Raw genomic sequence first — 22,790 nt, 5'->3', positions numbered from 1 at the left:
GGGGCGAGCGCAGGCACCCTACGGTCTGACCATGACCGACTCCCCCGCGCTCGACGTCCTGCTGCACGCGACCGCCGCGCCCCCCACGCGGCTCGAGCCGCGGGAGGACGAGGCCGAGCTGGTCGCGCTGCTCGACGACCTCGCCCCCGGCCGGTCCGTGCGTGCCAACATGATCGCCACGCTCGACGGCGCCGCGACCGGCCCGGACCGCGTCACGGGCTCGATCAACGGACCGGCCGACCTGCGCGTGTTCACCGCGCTGCGCGCGCTGGCCGACGTGGTGCTCGTCGGCGCGGGCACGGTCCGCCAGGAGCGCTACCGCGAGCTGGACCTGCCGCCCGCGGTGGCCGCGACGCGCCGCGCGCACGGTCGGGGCGACCGCCCCGCGCTCGCCGTCGTCACGCGGTCCGGCGACGTGCCGGGCGCGCTGCTCGACGCCGAGCGCCCGCCGCTCGTCGTCACGTGCGCGACGAGCCCGCGCGTCGGGGAGCTGCGCGACCGGCTCGGCGACGACCTCGTCGTCGCGGGCCGCTCCGCCGTCGACCTGCGAGGTGCCCTCGCCGCGCTGGCCGAGCGCGGCCTGACCGCGGTGCTCACCGAGGGCGGGCCGACGCTGCTCGGGGAGCTCGTGTCGCTGGGCCTCGTCGACGAGCTCTTCCTCACGTGGAGCCCGACGGTCGTGGGCGGCCCTGCACCGCGGGTCCTGGACGGCGCGCCGTGGGTACGCGACCCCCTGCCCGCGCGCCTCGTGCAGCTCCTGCACGCCGACGGCGTCCTGCTCGGGCGCTGGGACCTGCGCACGGCCAGCCACGACGCGCGTTCGCAACTAGGCTCGGCGACGTGACCGACACGATCCTGGTGCTCATCGAGGACACCCTCGCGCCCGTCGACGTCCAGCACCTGCTCGCCCTCCACGAGGGCGAGCAGCTCGCGTACCACGTGCTGGTGCCCGCCGACACCGACCGACCGCTGCTGCCGACCATCGTCGACGACCTCGGGCTCGGCGAGATCAAGGGCGCGCTCGAGCGCCTGCGCGGCAAGGAGCCCACCGAGCGCGAGGCGACCGCGACGGCCGCCGAGCAGCTCTCGAGCACGCTCGCGGAGTTCGCCGCGGCCGGCCGGACCGCGACCGGCGAGGTCGTCGACGACGACCCACTGCCCGCGCTGCGCGCCGCCGCCGCGGCGCACGACGCGCGTGAGGTCGCGATCGTCACCTACCCGCACGCGTGGCTCGACACGTTCCACCGCGACTGGGCGTCCCGGGCCCGCGACGAGCTGCACATCCCGGTGCTGCACCTGTACTCGGGCACGTCCGAGCTCGGGTGACCGCGAGGATCTCGACGCTTGCGCCGACGCGGGTCAGAAGCCCGTGTCAGTGGGCTCCGGGTACCAGCGACGGAACTTGCGCACCTGGTTGACCGCTGCCGCGAGCACGTAGAACCGACGCCGCGGCGACAGGTCCTTGCGGTAGCGCAGCGGGTGCGCGGTGGCGCCCGCCCGGATCAGGCCGCGCACGCGCGCCCCGAGCTGCGGGTCCCGCACGTACCGCAGCAGGAGGCGGTGCGGCAGGATCGAGTAGAGCACCTCGCGGTCGACGACGACGGGATCGACCGCGCGGTTCTCGATGCGGTCCTCCACGACGAACCGCACCGGGTTGGCACCCGCCGCGGTCACGTAGTAGTTGTTCCGCCCGATGCGCGGGTTGACCTCGAAGAACCGGAACCGGCCCGTGCGCGGGTCGACCTTGACGTCGAAGTTCGCGAAGCCCACGTAGCCGGTCGCGGTGAGGAACCGGTGCGCCTGCTCGAGCATCGCGTCGTCGCGGTAGGTGACCATCGCGGCCGGGTTCCCCAGGCCGGACGGGGTGTGCTCCTCGAGCAGCACGTGCGCGCAGCACGAGAGGGTCACGACCCCGCGCTGGTCCACGTACGCGGTGACCGAGCGCATCTGCGTGTCGTCGCCCGGAACGAGTTCCTGCACGACGAACCGGCCGCGGTACCCCGCCGCGCGCAGCGAACGCCACAGCGCCGCGAGCTCGTCGGCCGAGGAGATCTCGAAGACCTTCTTCTTCCCCTCGAACTCGACGTCCTGGTAGTCCGCGCTGCTCGCCGCCTTCGCGATCAGCGGGTACTCCAGGTCGACGGGAACGTCGGGCTCGTCCGCGCCGAACGACTGGACGATCGTGCGCGGGACCGAGATGTCGAGCTCGGCGCAGATCTCCGCGAACGTCGCCTTGTCGCTGATGCGGGCCAGCAGGTCCGCCGAGAGGAACGGCACCGCGTAGAACGGCTCGAGCTCGGTGCGGTGCTCGACGACGACGCGCACGAGCCAGTCCGAGTTCGCCATCAGCAGCAGCCGGCGGTCCGGCAGGCGGTGCGCGACCTGAAGCAGACGGTCGACGAGCTGGCGCGGGTCGTGCCCGTCCGCGACGATCTCGTGCTCGACGATCTGCGAGTGCTGCACGGGACCGAGCGCGGCGCCCGCGACGACCACGGACGTCACGCCGTACTGCTCGTGGAACGACCGCGCGAGCGCGTAGACACCGATGTCCGCGCCGAGGATCACGGGCTGGAGCGCACGCGCGTCCGTCCCGTGACCCCCGGCGGGGGCGCTGGCCTGCGTCACGCGTCCTGCTCGGTGCGGTCGCCCGACCACAGGGTGTGGAACGAGCCGTCGCGGTCGGTGCGGCGGTAGGTGTGCGCGCCGAAGAAGTCGCGCTGCGCCTGGATGAGGGCGGCGGGCAGACGCTCGGCACGCACGCCGTCGTAGTACGCGAGGGACGACGAGAACGCGGGGGTCGGCACGCCGTGCAGCGCGGCCCCGGCGACGATCCGACGCCACGCGGCCACACCGTTGCCGACCGCACCGGCGAAGTACTCGTCGGCCAGCAGCAGCGGCAGGTGCGGGGCACGCTCGTACGCCTCGGTGATGCGGTTGAGGAACCGGGCGCGGATGATGCAGCCGCCGCGCCAGATGCGCGCCATGGCCCCGCGGTCGATGTCCCAGCCGAACTGCTCGGAGGCGGCGGCGATCTGGTCGAAGCCCTGCGAGTACGCCACGACCTTGGACGCGTACAGCGCCAGGCGCACGTCCTCGACGAACGCGTCCCGGTCGGTCACCTCCCACGGCGTGGTCGCCGCGGGCAGCACGCCGCGCGCGGCCTCGCGCTGGGCCACCCCGCCGGACAGCGCGCGCGCGAACGTGGCCTCCGCGATGCCGGTGATCGGGACACCCAGGTCGAGGCCGTTCTGCACGGTCCAGCGGCCGGTGCCCTTCTGCTCCGCCTGGTCCAGCACCACGTCGACGAACGCCGACCCGGTCGCCGCGTCCACGTGCTGCAGCACGTCGGCGGTGATCTCGATGAGGAACGACTCGAGGTCCCCGGTGTTCCACTCGGCGAAGATCTCGCCGATCTCGGCGGCGGACGCGCCGAGCCCCTGCTTGAGCAGGTCGTACGCCTCCGCGATGAGCTGCATGTCCGCGTACTCGATGCCGTTGTGCACCATCTTGACGAAGTGCCCGGCGCCGTCCGGGCCCACGTACGTGCAGCAGGGCACGCCGTCGACCTTCGCCGCGATCGTCTCCAGGATCGGGCCGAGGCTCGCGTAGGACTCGCGCGTGCCGCCCGGCATGATCGACGGGCCCAGCAGCGCGCCCTCCTCACCGCCCGAGACGCCCGAGCCGACGAAGTGCAGGCCCTGGGCACGCAGCGCGTTCTCGCGGCGCACCGTGTCCGGGAAGTGCGCGTTCCCGGCGTCGACGACGATGTCGCCCTCCTCGAGGAACGGCACGAGCTCGTCGATCACCGCGTCGGTCGCCGCACCGGCCTTGACCATCACGACGACCTTGCGCGGCCGCTCGAGCGACGCGACGAAGTCCGCGACCGACTCCGACGGCACGAACGTGCCCTCGTCGCCGTGCTCGGCGACCAGCGAGGCCGTCTTCTCCCACGACCGGTTGTGCACGGCCACGGTGAAGCCGTTGCGGGCGAAGTTGCGCGCCAGGTTGCGGCCCATGACCGCGAGCCCGGTGACGCCGATCTGCGCGATCCCGACCTGACCGCCGGGGGCGATGTCGACCATGCTGTGTGGTGCTCCTTCGGTTCGTCGCCTCGGCGGGCGCGGACGTGTGGTGTGCCGGATGAGGTGCCGCCTCAGCCTAGTGCGCACGCCCCGACGCCCCGCCGGGACGATCAGGGGTCAAGATGTCTCACCGCGGGGCCGCGCCGAGCGTGAGGTCCTCCTGCATCGCGGCCAGCAGCGGGGAGCCCGCTCCGAGGCGCCGCTCGACGAGCGCGAGCGCCGACGCGTCGACCTGGTGCGCCGCGGCGTGGGCCGTGTCCTCGATGAGCCGTGCGAGCGTCGCGGCGGGCAGCGCCGTCGCGCGGTCGGACAGCACGAGCCGGACGAGGCGTCCGCGCGCGTCGACCTCCACGCGCACCTCGCCGCGCCCGGAGCGCGCGGACGCGTGCTGGCGCGCGAGCTCGTCGCGCAGCGCCTCGGCCGCCTCCGCGTGCCGCTCCGCGTCCCGCACCTGCCGCGCGATGCGCTCGCTCGCCCCCTCGTGCCAGGCGCCCTCCACCCCGCCGTCCGGGCGGCCGTCCGGGCGGCCGTCCGGGCGGACGTCCGGCCCGCCGTCCGCGGCGGCGCCGGGTGCTGCGACCGTCGACGACCCCCTCGCGCGCGACGGCGCCGACCCGGCACGCGGCCTGCGGCCGCCCGTCCGCGCCGAGGGGACGAAGCCCCCGCCCGTGTCCCCCGTGCGTGGTCCGTTCGCGTCCATGACTGCTCCCCCGTCGCTCGTCGTCGGTGCGCCTCGTGCGGCACGGTCGGGACGGTAGCGGCGCGACGAGGACGCCCGAGCGCGTCCTCCACAGGCGCTCGGCGCGCCCTGCACGCGCGCGTGGGCCCCGTTGCCTACGCTCGGCAACCATGACCCCCGCCGGCCCCGACGACGTCCCCGTCGAGTTCGTCCAGGCCCTGCGCTCGCTGCGTGCCGTCAGCGTCCGACCCGAGGTGCTCCTCGACGAGGTGCCGGGTCCGGCCCGCATCGCGCCCTTCTCGGCGGCGCTCACGGCCGAGGTGCGCACCGCGCGTCGCTCCGTCGCGGCCGCCGAGCTCGCGTCGGGCCGGTTCGTCGTGCTGTACGACCCGGCGGGCCAGGAGGCGTGGGACGGCCGGTTCCGGCTGGTGACGCTCGTGCGGGCGACGCTCGAGCCGGAGGTCGGCGCGGACCCGCTGCTCGCGGAGGTCGCGTGGACCTGGTTCCTCGACGCGCTCGCGAGCGTCGGCCTCGAGGCGCACGCCGCGGGTGGGACGGTCACCCGGGTGCTGTCCCAGAGCTTCGGCGCGCTCGAGGTGCGGGCCGAGCAGACCGAGCTCGAGATCCGCGCGTCGTGGACGGCGGCGGACGACGACCTGCGCGACCACCTGCGGGCGTGGGAGACGCTGCTGTGCACCGCGGCCGGCCTGCCGCCGCTGCCCGAGGGCGTGGTCCCGCTCGGCCCGCGCCACTGACGCTCGGTCCGCACCGCTGACACGCAGCCTGAGCAGCGCACTCACGTCACCGGTGTGACGGATTCGTCCTACCGGGGCTCAAGTCCCCGGACCGGGGTGCCGATCAGCACGTCGTGAGCATCGAGCCGCTGCGCCGCGCACCCGTCGCCCGTCCTGCTGCCTCGGCGGGCCAGGCCGCGACGCGCCCCGCCGCGGCCCACCACATGTGCGTCGTCGTCACCGAGCTCGCCGACGGCGACGGGAGCTCGCTCGTACAGAACCTGCGCCGCCGCGGGAGCCAGCGCGTCGTCGTGCTGACCCGCCGCGCGAGCCGCCAGGAGCTCGGCATCCTGCTCGCCGGCGGGGTGCGTGGCGCGGTCGCGGGCGCCACGTCGCCGTCGCTCCAGCGCACACCGGCCGCTCCCCCGCCCGCGCCGTCCCTGCCGGAGCTCACGACCCGTGAGCTGAGCGTCCTCAAGCTCGTCGCCCAGGGGCGCAGCAACCGGCTGATCGGCGAGGAGCTCGGCCTGTCCGCGCTGACGGTCAAGAGCCACCTCGCGCGCATCTCCCGCAAGTTCGGCACGGGCGACCGTGCCCACCTGGTCGCCATGTCGTTCCGTGGCGGACTCCTCGACTGACGCTGTCGTCCCACGACTTGCGGCGCGCTTCGCGTGGCAGCGCAGCCACGTCGCCTACGGTGGGAACATGCGACCTGAGGACGACGAGCGCGCGCCCGCCGGGACCGCGGACGTCGACTCCTCGACCGTGGCCGACCCTGCAGCGACCGACCCGGCAGCGACCGACGAGACCACGACGCCCGGGACCCCCGCGGCGGTGGAGGTCGTCGCACTGACCGAGCCGGCCGAGGGTGTCCCGCCGGTCGTCGACACCCCCGAGGCGCTCGCCGCCGTCGTCGCGGCCTTCGGCGCGGCGACCGGCCCCGTCGCGGTCGACGCGGAGCGCGCGTCGGGGTACCGCTACGGCCAGCGCACGTACCTGGTCCAGCTCCGGCGCGAGGGCGCCGGCACGGCACTCGTCGACCCGATCGCGCTGCCCGACCTGTCGGCGCTGTCGGAGGCGCTCGTCGGCGTCGAGTGGGTGCTGCACGCCGCGTCGCAGGACCTGCCCGGCCTCGCGGAGCAGGGCATGCGCCCCTCGCGCGTGTTCGACACCGAGCTCGCCGCCCGGTTGCTGGGCATGGAACGCGTGGGGCTCGCGGCCGTCGTGGCCGACACCCTCGGCCTCGGCCTCGCCAAGGAGCACTCGGCCGTGGACTGGTCCACGCGTCCGCTGCCGGTGGAGTGGCTGCGGTACGCGGCGCTCGACGTCGAGGTGCTGGTGGAGGTGCGTGAGGTCCTGGCGGAGCGGCTCGCGGTGAGCGGCAAGGCCGAGTGGGCCGCCCAGGAGTTCGAGGCCGTGCGGACCGCACCCGCGCCGCCCCCGCGCGTGGAGCCGTGGCGCCGCGTCTCGGGCCTGCACGCGGTCCGGGACGCGCGTCGGCTCGCGGTCGTGCGGGAGCTGTGGGAGACGCGTGACACGAACGCGCGCCAGCGCGACCTGTCGCCCGGGCGCGTGCTGCCGGACGCGGCGATCGTCGCGGCCGCGCAGGCGCTGCCACGCGGTGTCGCGGCACTGACGGCACTGCCGGCGTTCTCGGGCAAGGGCACGCGGCGGCGCGCACCGCTGTGGCAGTCCGCGATCGACCGCGCACTCGCGCTGCCCGACTCCGAGCTGCCGTCGGTGCGCGGGCCGAAGAGCGACGCGCCCCCGCCGCCGCGCGCGTGGGCGGACCGTGACCCTGCCGCTGCCGCACGGCTCGCCGCCGCGCGCGACGTGGTGGCGAGCCTGTCGGAGCAGCACACGGTGCCGGTCGAGAACCTCCTGCAGCCGGACCTGCTGCGGCGCCTGTGCTGGTCGCCGCCCTCCTCGCTCGACGCGGGGTCGATCGCCGAGCAGCTCACCGCCGGGGGCGCTCGCGCGTGGCAGGTCGAGCTCGTGGCGGGGCCGTTCGCGGCGGCGTTCGCGACCCTCGGGGCCTGAGCCGGGCCTGAGCCGGGCCTGAGCCCGGATCGCTGCGCGGAACCCGCCCGGGGCCGGGCGACGGATGTTACTCTCGGGTAACTTCGGCCCGGTGGGTCGAAGGTCCCGGCGTCCGTGCAGCTCGCGGGACACCCGCAGCGCTTCCCGGTCGTTGACCACCCCTGGACACCGTCGTCCCTCAGGAGGCCCCGATGCCCGCCGCCCCCGCCGTCCGTCGCACCGTGTTCGTCGACGGGGTCCGCACCCCGTTCGGCCGCGCACGCCCCGACGGCCTGTACGGCCACACACGCGCCGACGACCTCGCGGTCAAGACCGTCCGTGAGCTCCTGCGCCGCCACCCGCAGCTCCCGCCGGAGCGGGTCGACGAGGTCGCGATCGCCGCGACCACGCAGGCCGGCGACCAGGGCCTGACCCTCGGCCGCACGGTCGGCGTGCTCGCCGGGCTGCCGCGCAGCGTGCCCGGCTACGCGATCGACCGCATGTGCGCCGGCGCGATGACCGCGGTCACCAACCTCGCGGGTCAGATCGGCGTGGGCGCGGCCGACGTCGCGCTGGCCGGCGGCGTCGAGCACATGGGCCACCACCCCATGGGGTTCGACGCCGACCCCAACCCGCGCTTCCTGTCCGAGCGGCTCGTCGCGGCCGACGCGCTCAACATGGGCGTGACGGCCGAGAACCTGCACGACCGCGACGCGGGCCTCACGCGCGAGCGCGCCGACGCGTACGGGGTGGCGAGCCAGCGCAAGTACGCCGACGCGCTCGCCGCGGGCAAGATCGACCCGGACCTCGTGCCCGTCGCCACGCGCGACCCCGAGCGGGGCTGGGGCCTCGCGACGGCCGACGAGCCGCCCCGTCCGGACACGACCGTCGAGGCGATCGCCACGCTCCCGACCCCGTTCCGCCCCGGCGGGCGCGTCACGGCGGGCACCTCCGCGCCGCTGACCGACGGCGCCACCGCGTGCCTCCTGGCCGCCGAGGACACCGCCGCCGAGCTCGGCCTGCCGGTGCGCATGCGGCTCGTCTCCTTCGCGTACGCGGGCGTCGAGCCCGAGATCATGGGCGTCGGTCCGGTGCCCGCGACGCACCGCGCGCTCGAGCGTGCGGGTCTGACGATCGACGACATCGGGCTCTTCGAGATCAACGAGGCGTTCGCCGTGCAGGTGCTCGCATTCCTCGACGCGTTCGGGATCGCGGACGACGACCCGCGCGTCAACCCGTACGGCGGTGCGATCGCCGTGGGTCACCCGCTCGCGTCGTCGGGCGTCCGGCTCATGACGCAGCTCGCCCGCCAGTTCGCCGAGCGGCCCGAGGTCCGCTACGGGCTCACGACGATGTGCGTCGGTCTCGGCCAGGGCGGCACCGTCATCTGGGAGAACCCGCACCACGCCGAGTACGAGCCGACGGCCACCACCGCGGCCGGCGCCGCCCCGACCGACGAGGAGGTCGCCCCGTGAGCGGCGAGACCACCCCCACGCCCAGCCCGACGACCGGCCGCACGACCGGCGCCGTGGGCTCGCCGCGCACCGAGCGCGTCGCGCACGCCCTCGCCCGCGACGTCCGCCTCCCCGACGGGGCGGGGACGCTCGCCCTCGTCACGATCGACAACGGCCTGGACCACACCAAGCCCACCACGTTCGGCCCGACGGGCATCGCGGAGCTCACCGCGACGCTGACGTCGGTGCGCGACCGCGTGCGCGCCGGCGAGGTCCAGGCGGTCGCGGTCACGGGCAAGCCGTACTACCTGGCCGCCGGCGCCGACCTCACGCAGGTCGCGGGCGTCACGAGCCGCGAGGAGGCTCTTGCGCTCGGCCGGGGCGGCCACGCCGCGTACGGGCTCCTGCACGACATGGGCGTGCCGACGTTCGCGTTCGTCAACGGCGTCGCGCTCGGCGGCGGGTTCGAGCTCGCGCTGAACTGCGACTACCGCACGGCCGCCGCCGACGTCCGCGCGCTCGCCCTGCCCGAGACGGGGCTCGGCCTCGTGCCGGGGTGGGGCGGTGCGTACCTGGTCCCGCGGCTCGTCGGCGTGCAGGACGCGCTCGACGTCATCCTCACGCGCCCCGCGGCGAACAAGCCGTTCACGGCGCAGCAGGCGGAGCGGATCGGGCTGGTCGACGTCGTGCTCGACACGGCCGACTTCCTCGAGGAGTCCGTGCGCTGGGCCGCGCGCGTCCTGCGGGGCGAGGTCGTCGTGCCGCGCCGCGAGCTCGACGACGAAGCCACGTGGCGCGCGGTGACCGACGCCGCCCGCGCACGCCTCGACGCGACGATCCACGGCTCGCGGCCCGCTCCGTACCGGGCGCTGGACCTCGTCGCCCACGCGCGCGACCGCTCACGCGAGGAGGCGTTCGCCGCGGAGGACGAGGCGCTCGCCGACCTCATCCTGTCCGACGAGATGCGCGCGTCGGTCTACGCGTTCGGGCTCGTCTCGGGTGGCAAGCGACCCGTCGGCGCACCCGACGCCGCGCTCGCCCGCCCGGTGACGCGCGTCGGGATCGTCGGCGCCGGGCTCATGGCAGCGCAGATCGCGCTGCTGCTCGCGCAGCGCCTCGGGGTACCGGTGGTCATGCGCGACCTCGACGACGAGCGCGTGGCCAAGGGGCTCGAGGCGGTCCGCTCGGGCGTGGAGCGGCTCACGTCGACCGGCAGGCTGTCGCCCGCGGCCGCGTCGCGCCTGCTCGGCTCCGTGCGTGGCACCACGGACCTCGCCGACCTCTCGGACTGCGACCTCGTGATCGAGGCGGTGACCGAGGTGCTCTCGCTCAAGAAGCGGGTGTTCGCGGAGGTCGAGCAGGTGGTCTCGCCTGACGCGGTGCTCGCGACGAACACCTCCGCCCTGTCGGTCACGCAGATGGCGGCGGACCTGCAGCATCCCGAGCGCGTCGTCGGGCTGCACTTCTTCAACCCGGTCGCCGCCATGCCGCTCGTCGAGGTGGTGCAGGCCGAGCGCACCTCGCCCGAGGCCCTCGCCACGGGGTTCGCGGTCGCGAGCCGGCTCCGCAAGACGGCCGTGCTCGTCGCCGACCGCCCGGGCTTCGTCGTCAACCGGCTGCTGGTGCTGCTGCTCGGCGTGATCGTCGACGCGGTCGAGAAGGGCACGCCCGTCGAGGTCGCGGACCGCGCGCTGCGGCCGCTCGGCCTGCCCATGCCGCCGTTCGAGCTGTTCGACCTCGTCGGTCCGGCCGTAGGCCTGCACGTGCTCACCTCGCTGCGCGAGGACCTGGGCGAGCGGTTCCCCCGCTCCCCCGGTCTGGCCAGGCTCGTCGAGGACGGCACGACCGTCGTGCTGCCCGCCGCCGGCAAGGGCCTGCCCAAGCCTGTCGACCCGGCAATCCAGGCGACGTTCGACGCGGCCCGCGAGGCCGAGCCGCTCGGCGAACCGCTCGACGAGGCGGGCGTCCTCGACTCGGTGCTCACGGCCCTCACGCGCGAGATCGGGCACATGCTCGACGAGGGCGTGGTCGCCACCCCGCAGCAGATCGACCTGTGCATGATCCTGGGTGCCGGCTGGGGCTTCCACCTCGGTGGGATCACGCCGTACCTGGACCGCACGGGCTGCAGCGAGCGGGTGCTCGGGCGCCGGCTGCTGCCGGACGGCGTGGCGAACGTCCCCACAGCGTGACCACGCGGCCCGACAGCGCGCTCTGACCACGCGCTCTCACGACGACCTGACCGCACGACCTGACCGCACGACGACGCGTGAGGGCGGTCGCACCCACGGTGCGGCCGCTCTCACGCGCGGTCCCACCTCCTCACCCACCGGACGTGACAAGGTTGTCCCCATGTGGCCCGATCTGACCTTCGTCGGCTCCCTCGACCCCCGCGCGGCCGTGGGGGCGTCGCGCCTGCTCGCCGGCCTCGTCGCCTGGCCCGAGATCACGACGCGCTGGCACGACGAGTCTGCGTGCGCCGGCATGAGCGTCGGGGCGCTCACCTGGCACCTCGTGAACCAGCCGCAGCGGATCGTCGAGACGCTCGCGGCCCACGACCCGCACGACTCCCGGTTGGCCGAGCCGATCCCCGTCTCGACGCACTACGCGAACGCCGTGTGGATCCGCGAGGACCTCGACGGCCCGTCGAACGTCGGTGTGCGCGAGCGCGGCGAGGAGCAGGCGGCCGCGGGCCCGCAGGCGGCTGCCGCCGCGGCGGTCGAGGTCGCGGCACGGCTCGACGTCGCGCTCACGACCGCGCCGCCTGTCGTCGTCGTGCCCTGGACCGGTGCGGCCATGGCGATCGAGGACTTCGTCGCGACCCGGCTGCTCGAGATCGTCGTGCACTCCGACGACCTGGCCGCGAGCCTGTCGGTCCCGGCACCGCGCTTCGCGCCCGAGGCGCTGTCGCCCGTGCTGACCCTCCTGACCGACCTCGCACTGCGCCGGCACGGGCAGGACGCACTGGTGCGGACGCTGAGCCGCCCCCAGCGTGCTCCCGAGCAGGTCAGCGCGTTCTAGAAGACCTGCAGGCCGCGCGCCCGGAACTGACCGCGCACCCGCTCGACCAGCTCGGGGCTGGGCGGCTGCGTGTCCTCGAGCTCGTACCGCATGCCCAGCTCGGCCCACTTGTCGCGGCCCATCTGGTGGAACGGCAGCACCTCGACGCGCGTGACGCACTCGCCGAGCGACGCGACGTACTGCGCGACCTTCTCGACGTTCTCGACGTCGTCCGTCAGGCCGGGCACGAGCACGAAGCGGATCCAGACCTCCGTGTCGCCGCGCGCCGCGAGGCGCCGGCCGAACTGCAGCGTGGGCTCGAGTTCACGGCCCGTGACGCGCTTGTAGGTCTCCGGGTCGCCGGACTTCACGTCCAGCAGGACGAGGTCGAGGTCGTCGAGCATCTCGTCGGTGCACTGCGCACCCAGGTAGCCGGACGTGTCGATCGCGGTGTGCACGTCCATGGCCTTCGCGCCGCGCAGCAGGCGCCGCACGAACGCGGGCTGCATGAGCGGCTCACCGCCGGAGATCGTCAGGCCGCCGTGCGTCGCACGCATGACGCCGCGGTAGCGGCTCACCCGCGCGAGCAGCTCGTCGGACGTGACGTCCGTGCCGCGGCGCATCTGCATGGTGTCGGGGTTGTGGCAGTACAGGCAGCGCAGCGGGCAGCCGGCCAGGAAGACCGTCATGCGGGTCCCGGGCCCGTCCACCGCGGTGACGAGCTCCCACGAGTGGACCGACCCGACCTCGCCGGCCCGCACGGCGGCGAGCCGCGCGGACCGGTCCTCGTTCGTGGCCTCCTCGAGGCCCTCGGTGCCGGCACCCTGCACGCGCCCGTGCGCGCCGCCGACGAGCGGCATCCCCAGCGGGACGACCGGGGCCCCGACCTGCGGGTCGGTCACCGTGCTCATCGTCGTCTCCTCTGGGGGTGCGGGAAGGGGGGGCCGACCGGGGCGGGTCCGCGTGTCAGCGGGACGGACCCACCCCGGCGGCGTCGTGTCAGACCGCGCCGTGGAACGTCCGCGACAGGACGTCGAGCTGCTGCTCGCGCGTCAGCCGGACGAAGTTCACGGCGTAGCCGCTCACGCGGATGGTGAGCTGCGGGTAGTTCTCCGGGTGCTCCATCGCGTCGACGAGCGTCTCACGGTTCAGCACGTTGACGTTCATGTGGTAGCCGTGGGACATCGTGTACGCGTCCAGGAGGCCGACGAGGTTGGCGACCTGCTCGTCCCGCGTGCGGCCGAGGCCCGAGGGCACGACCGACGACGTGAGCGAGATGCCGTCCTGCGCCTGAGAGTAGGGCAGCTTCGCGACCGACAGGGCGGAGGCGAGCATGCCGTGCGTGTCGCGGCCGTTCATCGGGTTGGCGCCCGGGGCGAACGGCTCGCCGTGGCGCCGGCCGTCGGGCGTGGAGCCCGTCGCCTTGCCGTACACGACGTTCGACGTGATGGTCAGCACGGACTGCGTGTGCAGCGCGCCGCGGTACGTCGGGTTCTGGCGGATCTTGCGCATGAACGTCTCGACCAGGTACACCGCGATGTCGTCGGCACGGTCGTCGTCGTTGCCGTAGGTCGGGAAGTCGCCCTCCACCTGGTACTCGGTGACGAGACCGTCCGCGGTGCGCAGCGCGCGCACCTTCGCGTACTTGATGGCCGACAGCGAGTCCGCCACGACCGACAGGCCCGCGATGCCGCACGCCATGGTCCGCAGGATGTCGCGGTCGTGCAGCGCCATCTCGATGCGCTCGTACGCGTACTTGTCGTGCATGTAGTGCACGCAGTTGAGCGCATCGACGTAGGTCTGGGCGAGCCAGTCCATCGTCTTGTCGAACTTCGCCATGACGTCGTCGTAGTCGAGGAACTCGCCCTCGACCGGCGCGGACACCGGGGCGATCTGCTTGCCCGACACCTCGTCGCGACCGCCGTTGATGGCGTAGAGCAGCGCCTTGCCGAGGTTCACGCGGGCGCCGAAGAACTGCATCTGCTTGCCGACCCGCATCGGGGACACGCAGCACGCGATCGCGGCGTCGTCGCCCCAGTCGGCGCGGATCAGGTCGTCGGACTCGTACTGCACGGCGGACGTGTCGATCGACACCTGCGCGCAGAACTTCTTGAAGCCCTCGGGCAGCGCGTCGGTCCAGAAGACCGTCATGTTCGGCTCGGGCGCCGGGCCCAGGTTGTAGAGGGTCTGCAGGAAGCGGAACGAGTTCTTGGTGACGAGCGTGCGGCCGTCCTCGCCCATGCCACCGATGGTCTCGGTGACCCACGTCGGGTCGCCCGAGAACAGGTTGTCGTACTCGGGGGTGCGCAGGAACCGGACGATGCGCAGCTTGATGACGAAGTCGTCGATGATCTCCTGCGCCTGCTCCTCGGTGATGGTGCCGGCGGCCAGGTCGCGCTCGAGGTAGATGTCGAGGAACGTGGACGTGCGGCCCAGCGACATCGCGGCGCCGTTCTGCTCCTTCACCGCGGCGAGGTAGCCGAAGTACAGCCACTGCACGGCCTCGCGGCCGGTCGTCGCGGGGCCCGAGATGTCGTAGCCGTAGGACGCGGCCATCTGCTTGAGCTCGCCCAGCGCGCGGATCTGCTCCGCCAGCTCCTCGCGGGCCCGGATGACGTCCTCGACCGAACGCTCCATGTCGAGCTCGGCCTTCTCGAGCTTCTTGGCGTCGATCAGCGTGTCGACGCCGTACAGCGCGACGCGACGGTAGTCACCGATGATGCGGCCGCGGCCGTACGCGTCCGGCAGGCCGGTGATGATGTGCGACGAGCGCGCGGCGCGCACGTCCGGGGGGTACACGTCGAAGACGCCGTCGTTGTGCGTCTTGCGGTACTTGGTGAAGATGTCGACGATCTCCTGCGGTGCCTCGTAGCCGTACGTCTGCAGCGAGGTCTGGACCATGCGCCAGCCGCCGTTCGGCATGATCGCGCGCTTGAGCGGCGCGTCGGTCTGCAGGCCGACGATGACCTCGTCGTCCTTCGCGATGTACCCGGGGGCGTGCGAGGTGATGGTCGACGGGGTCGCGGCGTCGACGTCGTAGACGCCCTTCTCGCGCTCCTCGGGGAACAGCTCGGAGAGCTTCGACCAGATGCCCGTGGTCCGCGCGGTGGGGCCGGCCAGGAACGCCCCGTCACCCTCGTAGGGCGTGTAGTTGCGCTGGATGAAGTCGCGCACGTCGACGTGGTCGACCCAGGGTCCGGCGACGAACCCCGCCCAGGCTGCAGGCGTCGTCGCCTCGAGGTTGTCGGTGCCGGGTACGGCGGTGGTGGACATCTTCGCTCCTCGTGGAATCGGTCCGGTACCACCGAACCTACGGAGCGAATGATGGGATGTCTCGGGACCCTGGTCCCGTACCCCGTGTGCCCCGAATCACACCTGTTCGCGTCAGCGCCGGGACAGAGCCGTCAGCACGTCCCGCGTGATGTCGCCGGGCGTGAGCCGCAGGGCTGTGACCAGCTGGTCGCGCGTCGCGTGCGGCAGGAACTCGCGCGGCACGCCGAAGGCCTGGACCGGCACGACCACGCCCTGCTCGACCGCGCGCTGCGCGACGTGCGACCCGACTCCCCCATCCACGAGACCGTCCTCGACCGTCACGACGTGGTCGTGCTCGCCGACGAGCTTCGTGAGGGCCTCCGGGACCGGCAGGACCCAGCGCGGGTCGACGACCGTCACGTGCAGCCCGTGCGCCGCGAGCTGCTCGGCCACCTCGAGCCCCGTGCCGACCATCGACCCCACGCCGACGACGAGCACGCGCCGGGCGTCGGCGTCCGCGGCCTCGTGGCGCGCCAGCACGTCCAGGCCGTCGAGGTCCTCGAGCGCGGGGATCTCGGCCACGAGCGCGCTCTTCGGGTAGCGGACCACGGTCGGTGCGTCGTCGACGTCCACCGCCTCGCGCAGCGCGGTGCGCAGCGTCGCCTCGTCGCGCGGGGCGGCCAGCCGCAGGCCCGGGACGATCGCGAGCATCGCCATGTCCCACATGCCGTTGTGGCTCGCGCCGTCGTCGCCCGTGATGCCCGCGCGGTCCAGGACGAACGTGACGCCCGCGCGGTGCAGCGCGACGTCCATGAGCACCTGGTCGAACGCACGGTTGAGGAACGTCGCGTACACGGCGACCACCGGGTGCAGGCCACCGAACGCCAGGCCCGCGGCCGAGGTCGCGGCGTGCTGCTCCGCGATGCCCACGTCGAACACGCGGTCCGGGAACTCCGCCGCGAACGGCGCGAGACCCACCGGCTGGAGCATGGCCGCGGTGACCGCCACCACGTCCGGCCGGCGCCGGCCGATGCGGACGATCTCGTCGGCGAACACGCTCGTCCAGCCGAACCGCGACGGTGCGACCGGCAGCCCCGTCTCGGGGTGGATCACGCCGACCGCGTGGAACCGGTCCGCGACGTCCTGCTCGGCGGGCGTGTAGCCGCGCCCTTTCTCGGTGATGACGTGCACGATCACCGGGCCGCCGAACGCCTGCGCGCGTCGCAGCGCGCGCTCGACGGCCTGCTCGTCGTGCCCGTCCACCGGACCGACGTACTTCAGACCCAGGTCCTCGAACATGCCCTGCGGCGCGACGACGTCCTTGATGCCCTTCTTGAGGCCGTGCAGCGCGTCGTACGCGAGGCGTCCCGGCGGGCCGGAGCGCGTGAGCGTGCGCTTGCCCCAGGACAGCACGTTCTCGTAGCCCTGCGTGGTGCGCAGCGCGTCGAGGTGCATCGCGAGGCCGCCGATCGTGGGCGCGTAGGAGCGGCCGTTGTCGTTGACCACGACGACGAGCCGACGGTCCTGCGCGGCGGCGATGTTGTTGAGCGCCTCCCAGGCCATGCCGCCGGTGAGCGCCCCGTCACCGATCACCGCGACGACGTGCCGGTCCGAGCGGCCCTGCAGCTCGTTGGCCTTGGCGAGGCCGTCCGCCCAGCTCAGCGCCGTGGAGGCGTGGGAGTTCTCGACGACGTCGTGCTCGGACTCCGCGCGGCTCGGGTACCCGGACAGGCCGTCGCGGCGCCGCAGCGCGGCGAAGTCCTGGCGTCCCGTGAGCAGCTTGTGCACGTAGGACTGGTGGCCGGTGTCGAACACGAACGTGTCCCGCGGCGAGGAGAACACCCGGTGCATCGCGATCGTCAGCTCGACGACCCCGAGGTTCGGGCCGAGGTGGCCGCCGGTGCGCGCGACCTGGTCGACCAGGAAGGTGCGGATCTCCTGCGCGAGCGCGTCCAGCTGGCCCGGGCGCAACGCCCGGACGTCCGCCGGTGTGCGGATGGACGACAGCAGCGAACGTGCCACGCGGTCCTTGCCTCCCTCGTCCTGGTGCCCGCCCGCTCGCCCGTGACCGGTGGGCGCGGCGACGGCGGACGTCCCACTCTAGGCCGGGTCGGGCCCGCGCGTCGCGGCACGCCGCCGGCGCCGGAGCACGACGAACGCCACGACGAGCGCGACGAGCAGCACGAGGACGAGGACCGGGACGAACACCGCGGCCAGGCTCAGCCCCACGGAGGTGCCGTCCTCGACCGTCGAGACGACGGGCGCACCGGCCCCCAGCGTCGCGGCGTTCACCACGGGCCGGACCGTCGCCTTGCCGGCGTGAACGAGGGCCGCGACGAGCACCCCGGCGACGAACGGCACCCACGCGTGCCGCTCGACCCAGTCCGACCGCTCGAGGTCAGCGGCGGCGGAGGTCGCGGCGAACACCACGCCGCCGGACAGCGGCCGGATCGCGGTCTGCACCGCGTCGTTGACCGAGTCGACCACGGGCACCTTGTCGAGCACGACGTCCGCGAGCAGCAGCACGGTGCCGATGCCGATCGCCCACCAGGACTCGATCCACACCAGCGGGTCGGGCAGCGTCACCACATCGGTCAGGCGCGCGAGGAGCGCGACCACGAGGAACGGGATGTAGGCGTTCAGGCCCGCGGCCATGGACAGGCCGATCCCGGTGAGCGCGACGAACATGACGGCGACCCTAGCGAGCCGGCGCCCCCGCGGCGCGTGTGGGCGCCCGGACCCATACTCGGGCCGTGGCCACCACGTCCCGCACGCTGACCCTGCCCGACGGCCGTGTGCTGCGCGCGCACGCGAGCGACGCACGCCCGGACGCACCCGTCGTCGTGTGGCACCACGGCACGCCGCAGTCCGGCGCGCTGCTCGAGCCCGTGCTCGCCGCAGCGCGACCCCGCGGCCTGCGCGTCGTGTCCTACGCGCGACCGTCGTACGGCGGGTCGTCGCCCGCGCCCGGCCGGGACGTGGCGTCGGCCGCAGGCGACGTCGCGGCGGTGCTCGACGCGTTCGACGTGCCGCGCGCGGCGCACGTCGGGGCGTCCGGGGGCGGCCCCCACGCACTCGCGTGCGCCGCACTGCTGCCGGGGCGTGCGACGGCGGTCGTCAGCATCGCCGGGCTCGCGCCGTTCGACCCGGGCTTCGACTGGGCCGCCGGCATGGCCTCGGACGCCGCGCTGCGAGCGGCGTCCGCCGGGCGCGAGGCCCGGGCGCGCGTGGACGACGGCGGCGTCGCGGGGTTCGTCGACGCCGACTGGCACGTGCTGGAGGGCCCGTGGGCCGCGCTCGGTGCCGACGCGGGACCCGCGGGCGAGGCCTGGCCCGACGGCGCGGTCGACGACGACGTCGCCTACGCCTCACCGTGGGGGTTCTCCCCCCGTGACGTGCGCGCGCCCGTGCTGCTCGTGCATGGCGGCCTCGACGGCGTCGTGCCGTCGACGCACAGCCGCCGCCTGCTCGGCCTGCTGCCGGACGCCCAGCTGTGGGAGCGCCCGCACGACGGGCACGTCTCGGTGCTCCGTGCGCTGCCCGTCGCGCTGGACTGGCTGATCGACACGCTCGGCGACTGACGGCGTCTCCCGCGGACCCGACCGGCGGCCACGGCAGCGGACCGGCCGGTGGTACCCCCGCCGGGTAACATGCATCGGAAAGGGGTACCCCTCATGCGATTCCTGCCCGGCCACTCGGCCACCTCCGACCTGACCTACGGCGACGTCTTCCTCGTCCCGACGCGGTCCGAGGTCACCTCACGTTTCGACGTCGACCTGGCGACGACCGACGGCACCGGCACGACGATCCCCGTGGTCGTCGCGAACATGACGGCGGTCGCGGGCCGCCGCATGGCGGAGACGGTCGCGCGCCGCGGCGGGATGGCGGTCATCCCGCAGGACATCCCGGTCGACGTCGTGGAGGACGTCGTGCGGTCCGTCAAGGGCGCGCACCCCGTCGTCGAGAGCGCGGTCGTCGTCTCGCCGCACGACACCGTGCACACCGCCCTGACGCTCATCGGCAAGCGGTCGCACGGCGCCGCGGTGGTCGTCGCGGACGGCCGCCCGCTCGGCGTCGTGACGGAGGCCGACTGCCAGGGCGTCGACCGCTTCACGCAGGTCGAGGACGTCATGACCCCGCACCCCACCACGGTCGACCTCGAGGTCGTCGAGGCCGGCGGTGCGCGGGGGCTCGAGGCGGCGTTCGAGAAGCTGCACTCGAGCCGGCGCCGGTTCTCCCCGGTGGTCCGCGACGGCGTGCTCGTCGGCGTGCTCACCCAGGTCGGCGCGCTGCGCTCGTCCATCTACCGCCCGGCGCTGGACGACTCCGGCCGCCTGCGCATCGCGGCCGCGGTCGGCATCAACGGCGACGTCGAGGCCAAGGCCGCGGCGCTGCTCGAGGCGGGCATCGACACGATCGTGGTCGACACCGCGCACGGCCACCAGCGCAAGATGCTCGACGCGCTCGCCGCGGTGCGCGCGCTCGACCCGCAGGTGCCGGTCGTCGCGGGCAACGTCGTGACCGCGGAAGGCACGCGCGACCTCGTCGAGGCGGGAGCCGACATCGTCAAGGTCGGCGTCGGCCCGGGTGCGATGTGCACGACGCGCATGATGACGGCCGTCGGACGGCCGCAGTTCTCGGCCGTCCTCGAGTGCGCCGCGGAGGCGCGCCGCCTCGGTGCGCACGTGTGGGCGGACGGCGGCGTGCGCCACCCGCGCGACGTCGCGCTCGCGCTCGCGGCCGGTGCGTCGCAGGTGATGATCGGCTCGTGGTTCGCGGGCACGCACGAGTCGCCCGGCGACCTGCACGAGGACAGCTCGGGCCGGCTCTACAAGGAGTCGTTCGGCATGGCGTCCGCGCGGGCGGTGGCGGCGCGCACGCGCGGCGGCTCGGCGTTCGAGCGGGCACGCAAGGCGCTGTACGAGGAGGGCATCTCGTCCTCGCGCATGTACCTGGACGCGCGCCGGCCGGGCGTCGAGGACCTGATCGACCACATCACCTCCGGGGTGCGGTCCGCAGCCACGTACGTCGGCGCCGCGACGCTCGACGAGCTCCACGACCGTGCGACGGTCGGCATCCAGTCGGCCGCCGGCTACGAGGAGGGCCGCCCCCTCCCGGACGGGTGGTGAGCGTGCGCCCGGTCCTGGTCCTCACGCACGTCCCGTACGAGGGACCGGGCATGATCGCGCCCGGTCTGGACGCGCCGGTGCGGGTGCGCACGGTCGTCGGGACCGCGGACCCCGCCCTGCCGGACGTCGCGGAGATCTCCGGCCTCGTCGTCATGGGCGGTCCGATGGACGCCGACGACGACCGCGGCCACCCCGGGCTCGCCGCCGAACGGCGGCTGCTCGCGGCCGCGGTCGAGGCGGACGTCCCGGTGCTCGGCGTGTGCCTCGGCGCCCAGCTGCTCGGCATGGCGCTGGGCGCACCGCTGCTGCGCCGGCACGGCACGGAGATCGGGTTCGCACCGGTCGACGTCCACCACGACGACCTCGTGCTCGGCCCGCTCGGCTCGCGTCCCACCGTGCTGCACTGGCACTCCGACGCGGTCGGCCTGCCGCCGGGCGCGACGCTGCTCGCGTCGTCGGACGTCACGCCCGTCCAGGCGTTCCGCGCCGGGAGCGCGCTCGGGGTGCAGTTCCACCTCGAGGTCGACGCGTCGATGCTCGAGCTGTGGCTCGGTACGCCCGGGCTCGTGGGCGGCCTGGAGGACGACGAGGTCGAGCAGGTGCGCCTCGACGGCGCCCGCGTGCTGCCGACCCTCGTGCCCGCCGCGCGCAAGGTCGTGCAGCTGTTCGCCGAGCAGGTGCGGACGCGCGGGTGAGCTCGCCCGGTCGACCCCTGAGCCCTGCGGACGCACGCGACGAGCTCGTGGCGCTCGTCGAGCGCGGCGTGCGCTGGCCCGTGGACCCCGCGCGTGCGCTGCGCGACCCTGCTCGCGCGCGCCGGTCGGCCGTGCTGGTGCTGCTCGGGGTGCTCGACCACCTCCCCGCGCACGCGCCGGGGGTGCCACGCGTGCCGGCCGACCTCGACGTGCTGCTGCAGCGCCGATCCGCGACGGTCGGGCACCACCCTGGCCAGGTGGCGTTCCCCGGTGGCGGCCTCGACCCGCAGGACGCCGGCCCGCGCGAGGCCGCGGTGCGTGAGGCGGTCGAGGAGACCGGTCTCGACCCCGCGGGCGTCGAGGTGCTGGGCACGCTCGCGGACGTCCCGCTCCCGGTGAGCGACAACCTCGTGACCCCCGTCGTCGCGTGGTGGGCGACGCCGTCCCGGGTCGCGGCCGTCGACCACCGCGAGGCCGTCGAGGTGTTCCGCACGCCGGTCGCCGAGCTGCTGGACCCGGCCCGACGCGGGGTCGTCGAGCACGCCGGTGTGCGCGGCCGGCTCCGCACTCCCGCGTTCGTCGTCGGTGACGGCGTGCTGGTCTGGGGCTTCACCGCGCTCGTGCTGGACGGGATCCTCGACGGGTTGGGGTGGACGGTCCCGTGGGACCGCACCCGGGCGTTCGAGCGGCAGAGGTTCGAGCCGAGCGGGCCCACGTGAGCGGCCCACGGCACCCGCTGATCGAGGTCGAGGTGAGCGCTGCGCTCGCGCGGGACCTGCTCGTCGAGCAGCACCCGGACCTCGCCGACCTGTCCCTGCACGGGCGCGTGCACGGGTGGGACAACATCACCTGGCGGCTCGGCGAGACGCTCGCGCTGCGCTTCCCGGTCCGCGAGGTGAGCGCGCCCCTCGTCGCGACCGAGCACCGGTGGCTGCCGCAGCTCGCCGCACGGGTACCCGTGCCCGTGCCGGCCCCGGTGCGCACGGGCCGCCCGTCGGCGCGCTACCCGTGGCCGTGGACGGTCGTGCCGTGGTTCCCCGGGAGCGTCGTGGCCGCGACCGACGTCACCGAGCGCACGCCGTGGGCGCACGAGCTGGCCGAGGCGCTCGCGGCGCTGCACGTGCCCGCGCCCGCCGACGCTCCGGTCAACCCGTACCGCGGCTGCTCGCTCGCGTCACGTGCCGACGTCGTCGGCCCACGGCTCACCGACGCGCCCGGCATCCCGCACCGTGCGGCTCTCGTGGACGCGTGGCGCGACGGTCTGGCCGCACCCGTGTGGGACCGAGCGCCGGTCTGGGTCCACGGCGACCCGCACCCCGGCAACCTGGTGAGCGACGCCGGCCGGCTCACCGCGCTCCTCGACTTCGGCGACCTGGGGCACGGCGACCCCGCGAGTGACCTCGCGACCGGCTGGCTGACGTTCGACGTCGCAGGCCGCGAGGCGTTCGTCGGACGCACCGCACAGATGCGCGCGTGGGACGACGCGACCTGGCGCCGGGCCCGGGCGTGGGCCGCCGGGCTCGTGCCCGTGTTCCTGGCCCACCCCGAGGACTACCCGCTCATGGCGCGCGTCGGGCGGCACGCGGCGGAGCAGATCGCGGCGTCCTGACCTGCGTCGGCGCGGTGTATACGCGTCCACATGTGACCCGAGGCACATGGACCGTTGGTCCCAGGTCGACGCGTCTTCGGGGGTGAACGATCAGTTCAGCGAGCCGGACCGGTTCGCCGGAGCCACAAGCTCCGACCGAG

The 22,790-nt window shown here is 74.4% G+C and carries 20 protein-coding genes; 13 read left to right on the top strand and 7 right to left on the bottom strand.

Going from position 1 to position 22,790, the window contains the following annotated elements:
• The first annotated feature begins 31 nt into the window (after positions 1–31).
• The gene (locus tag ACT17Q_RS07415; RefSeq protein ID WP_444665239.1) at positions 32–844 is read left to right on the top strand and encodes a dihydrofolate reductase family protein; all 813 of its coding nucleotides are present in this window, start codon (positions 32–34) and stop codon (positions 842–844) included.
• On the top strand, positions 841–1,326 hold the full coding sequence (locus tag ACT17Q_RS07410; protein WP_094180170.1) for a hypothetical protein: 486 nt from the start codon (positions 841–843) through the stop codon (positions 1,324–1,326). Before ACT17Q_RS07415 ends, ACT17Q_RS07410 begins: the two co-directional genes overlap by 4 nt.
• Positions 1,327–1,359: 33 nt before the next feature.
• Here ACT17Q_RS07410 and ACT17Q_RS07405 read toward each other — a convergent pair whose 3' ends face one another.
• The 3 genes from ACT17Q_RS07405 to ACT17Q_RS07395 form a co-directional block, all read right to left on the bottom strand.
• Positions 1,360–2,625 carry a carboxylate--amine ligase gene (locus ACT17Q_RS07405; RefSeq protein ID WP_444665238.1) on the bottom strand — a complete coding sequence of 422 codons (1,266 nt, stop codon included), beginning with the start codon at positions 2,623–2,625 and terminating at the stop codon, positions 1,360–1,362.
• A complete protein-coding gene (gndA, locus tag ACT17Q_RS07400) occupies positions 2,622–4,082 on the bottom strand; it encodes an NADP-dependent phosphogluconate dehydrogenase (protein WP_094180172.1) in 1,461 nt (486 codons plus the stop codon). Before gndA ends, ACT17Q_RS07405 begins: the two co-directional genes overlap by 4 nt.
• 127 nt (positions 4,083–4,209) lie before the next feature.
• A complete protein-coding gene (locus tag ACT17Q_RS07395; RefSeq protein WP_444665237.1) occupies positions 4,210–4,782 on the bottom strand; it encodes a YbaB/EbfC family nucleoid-associated protein in 573 nt (190 codons plus the stop codon).
• A 149-nt stretch (positions 4,783–4,931) separates the two neighbouring features.
• Between ACT17Q_RS07395 and ACT17Q_RS07390 the strand changes: the two genes are divergently transcribed.
• From ACT17Q_RS07390 to ACT17Q_RS07365, 6 genes are all read left to right on the top strand, one after another.
• A complete protein-coding gene (locus ACT17Q_RS07390; RefSeq protein ID WP_094180174.1) occupies positions 4,932–5,516 on the top strand; it encodes a DUF3000 domain-containing protein in 585 nt (194 codons plus the stop codon).
• A 113-nt stretch (positions 5,517–5,629) separates the two neighbouring features.
• Complete coding sequence (locus ACT17Q_RS07385) at positions 5,630–6,133, top strand: helix-turn-helix transcriptional regulator (protein ID WP_280525816.1); 504 nt, start codon at positions 5,630–5,632, stop codon at positions 6,131–6,133.
• Between the two features lie 67 nt (positions 6,134–6,200).
• On the top strand, positions 6,201–7,535 hold the full coding sequence (locus tag ACT17Q_RS07380) for an HRDC domain-containing protein (RefSeq protein ID WP_444665236.1): 1,335 nt from the start codon (positions 6,201–6,203) through the stop codon (positions 7,533–7,535).
• Positions 7,536–7,726: 191 nt separating this feature from the next.
• On the top strand, positions 7,727–8,989 hold the full coding sequence (locus ACT17Q_RS07375; protein ID WP_444665235.1) for a thiolase family protein: 1,263 nt from the start codon (positions 7,727–7,729) through the stop codon (positions 8,987–8,989).
• Positions 8,990–9,042: 53 nt separating this feature from the next.
• Positions 9,043–11,157, top strand: a complete 2,115-nt coding sequence (locus ACT17Q_RS07370; protein WP_444665369.1) for a 3-hydroxyacyl-CoA dehydrogenase NAD-binding domain-containing protein — start codon at positions 9,043–9,045, stop codon at positions 11,155–11,157.
• Positions 11,158–11,317: 160 nt separating this feature from the next.
• Positions 11,318–11,986 (top strand): maleylpyruvate isomerase N-terminal domain-containing protein, encoded by a 669-nt coding sequence (locus ACT17Q_RS07365; protein WP_094180177.1) that lies wholly within the window; start codon positions 11,318–11,320, stop codon positions 11,984–11,986.
• On the opposite strand, the gene pflA is transcribed toward ACT17Q_RS07365, so the two are convergent.
• The 4 genes from pflA to ACT17Q_RS07345 all read right to left on the bottom strand — a co-directional run bounded on the left by pflA (position 11,983) and on the right by ACT17Q_RS07345 (position 17,905).
• Complete coding sequence (gene pflA / locus ACT17Q_RS07360; protein ID WP_444665233.1) at positions 11,983–12,876, bottom strand: pyruvate formate-lyase-activating protein; 894 nt, start codon at positions 12,874–12,876, stop codon at positions 11,983–11,985. The genes ACT17Q_RS07365 and pflA overlap by 4 nt on opposite strands.
• Before the next feature lie 88 nt (positions 12,877–12,964).
• Complete coding sequence (gene pflB / locus ACT17Q_RS07355; protein WP_444665232.1) at positions 12,965–15,238, bottom strand: formate C-acetyltransferase; 2,274 nt, start codon at positions 15,236–15,238, stop codon at positions 12,965–12,967.
• A gap of 111 nt (positions 15,239–15,349) precedes the next feature.
• On the bottom strand, positions 15,350–17,239 hold the full coding sequence (gene dxs, locus ACT17Q_RS07350) for a 1-deoxy-D-xylulose-5-phosphate synthase (protein ID WP_444665231.1): 1,890 nt from the start codon (positions 17,237–17,239) through the stop codon (positions 15,350–15,352).
• 78 nt (positions 17,240–17,317) lie between these two features.
• Positions 17,318–17,905, bottom strand: coding sequence for a DUF4126 domain-containing protein (locus tag ACT17Q_RS07345; RefSeq protein WP_094180181.1), 588 nt, complete (start codon positions 17,903–17,905; stop codon positions 17,318–17,320).
• 65 nt (positions 17,906–17,970) lie between these two features.
• On the opposite strand from ACT17Q_RS07345, the gene ACT17Q_RS07340 reads away from it, so the two are divergent.
• The 5 genes from ACT17Q_RS07340 (at position 17,971) to ACT17Q_RS07320 (ending at position 22,650) form a co-directional block, all read left to right on the top strand.
• The gene (locus ACT17Q_RS07340) at positions 17,971–18,798 is read left to right on the top strand and encodes an alpha/beta fold hydrolase (protein WP_444665230.1); all 828 of its coding nucleotides are present in this window, start codon (positions 17,971–17,973) and stop codon (positions 18,796–18,798) included.
• A gap of 93 nt (positions 18,799–18,891) precedes the next feature.
• Positions 18,892–20,346, top strand: a complete 1,455-nt coding sequence (locus ACT17Q_RS07335) for a GuaB1 family IMP dehydrogenase-related protein (protein WP_444665229.1) — start codon at positions 18,892–18,894, stop codon at positions 20,344–20,346.
• The gene (locus ACT17Q_RS07330; RefSeq protein WP_232514671.1) at positions 20,343–21,041 is read left to right on the top strand and encodes a type 1 glutamine amidotransferase; all 699 of its coding nucleotides are present in this window, start codon (positions 20,343–20,345) and stop codon (positions 21,039–21,041) included. The genes ACT17Q_RS07335 and ACT17Q_RS07330 overlap by 4 nt, the downstream gene beginning before the upstream one ends.
• Positions 21,038–21,760: an NUDIX hydrolase gene (locus ACT17Q_RS07325; protein ID WP_232514672.1), complete on the top strand. Its 723-nt coding sequence runs from the start codon at positions 21,038–21,040 to the stop codon at positions 21,758–21,760. Before ACT17Q_RS07330 ends, ACT17Q_RS07325 begins: the two co-directional genes overlap by 4 nt.
• Positions 21,757–22,650 carry a phosphotransferase gene (locus tag ACT17Q_RS07320; RefSeq protein ID WP_094180184.1) on the top strand — a complete coding sequence of 298 codons (894 nt, stop codon included), beginning with the start codon at positions 21,757–21,759 and terminating at the stop codon, positions 22,648–22,650. The genes ACT17Q_RS07325 and ACT17Q_RS07320 overlap by 4 nt, the downstream gene beginning before the upstream one ends.
• Positions 22,651–22,790: the final 140 nt, after the last annotated feature.

This window comes from Cellulomonas sp. CW35 (assembly GCF_052378485.1).
GTDB classification, from domain to species: domain Bacteria; phylum Actinomycetota; class Actinomycetes; order Actinomycetales; family Cellulomonadaceae; genus Cellulomonas; species Cellulomonas uda.
Note: the sequence above shows the minus strand (reverse complement) of the source record. Positions and strands in the feature narration are given on the sequence as shown.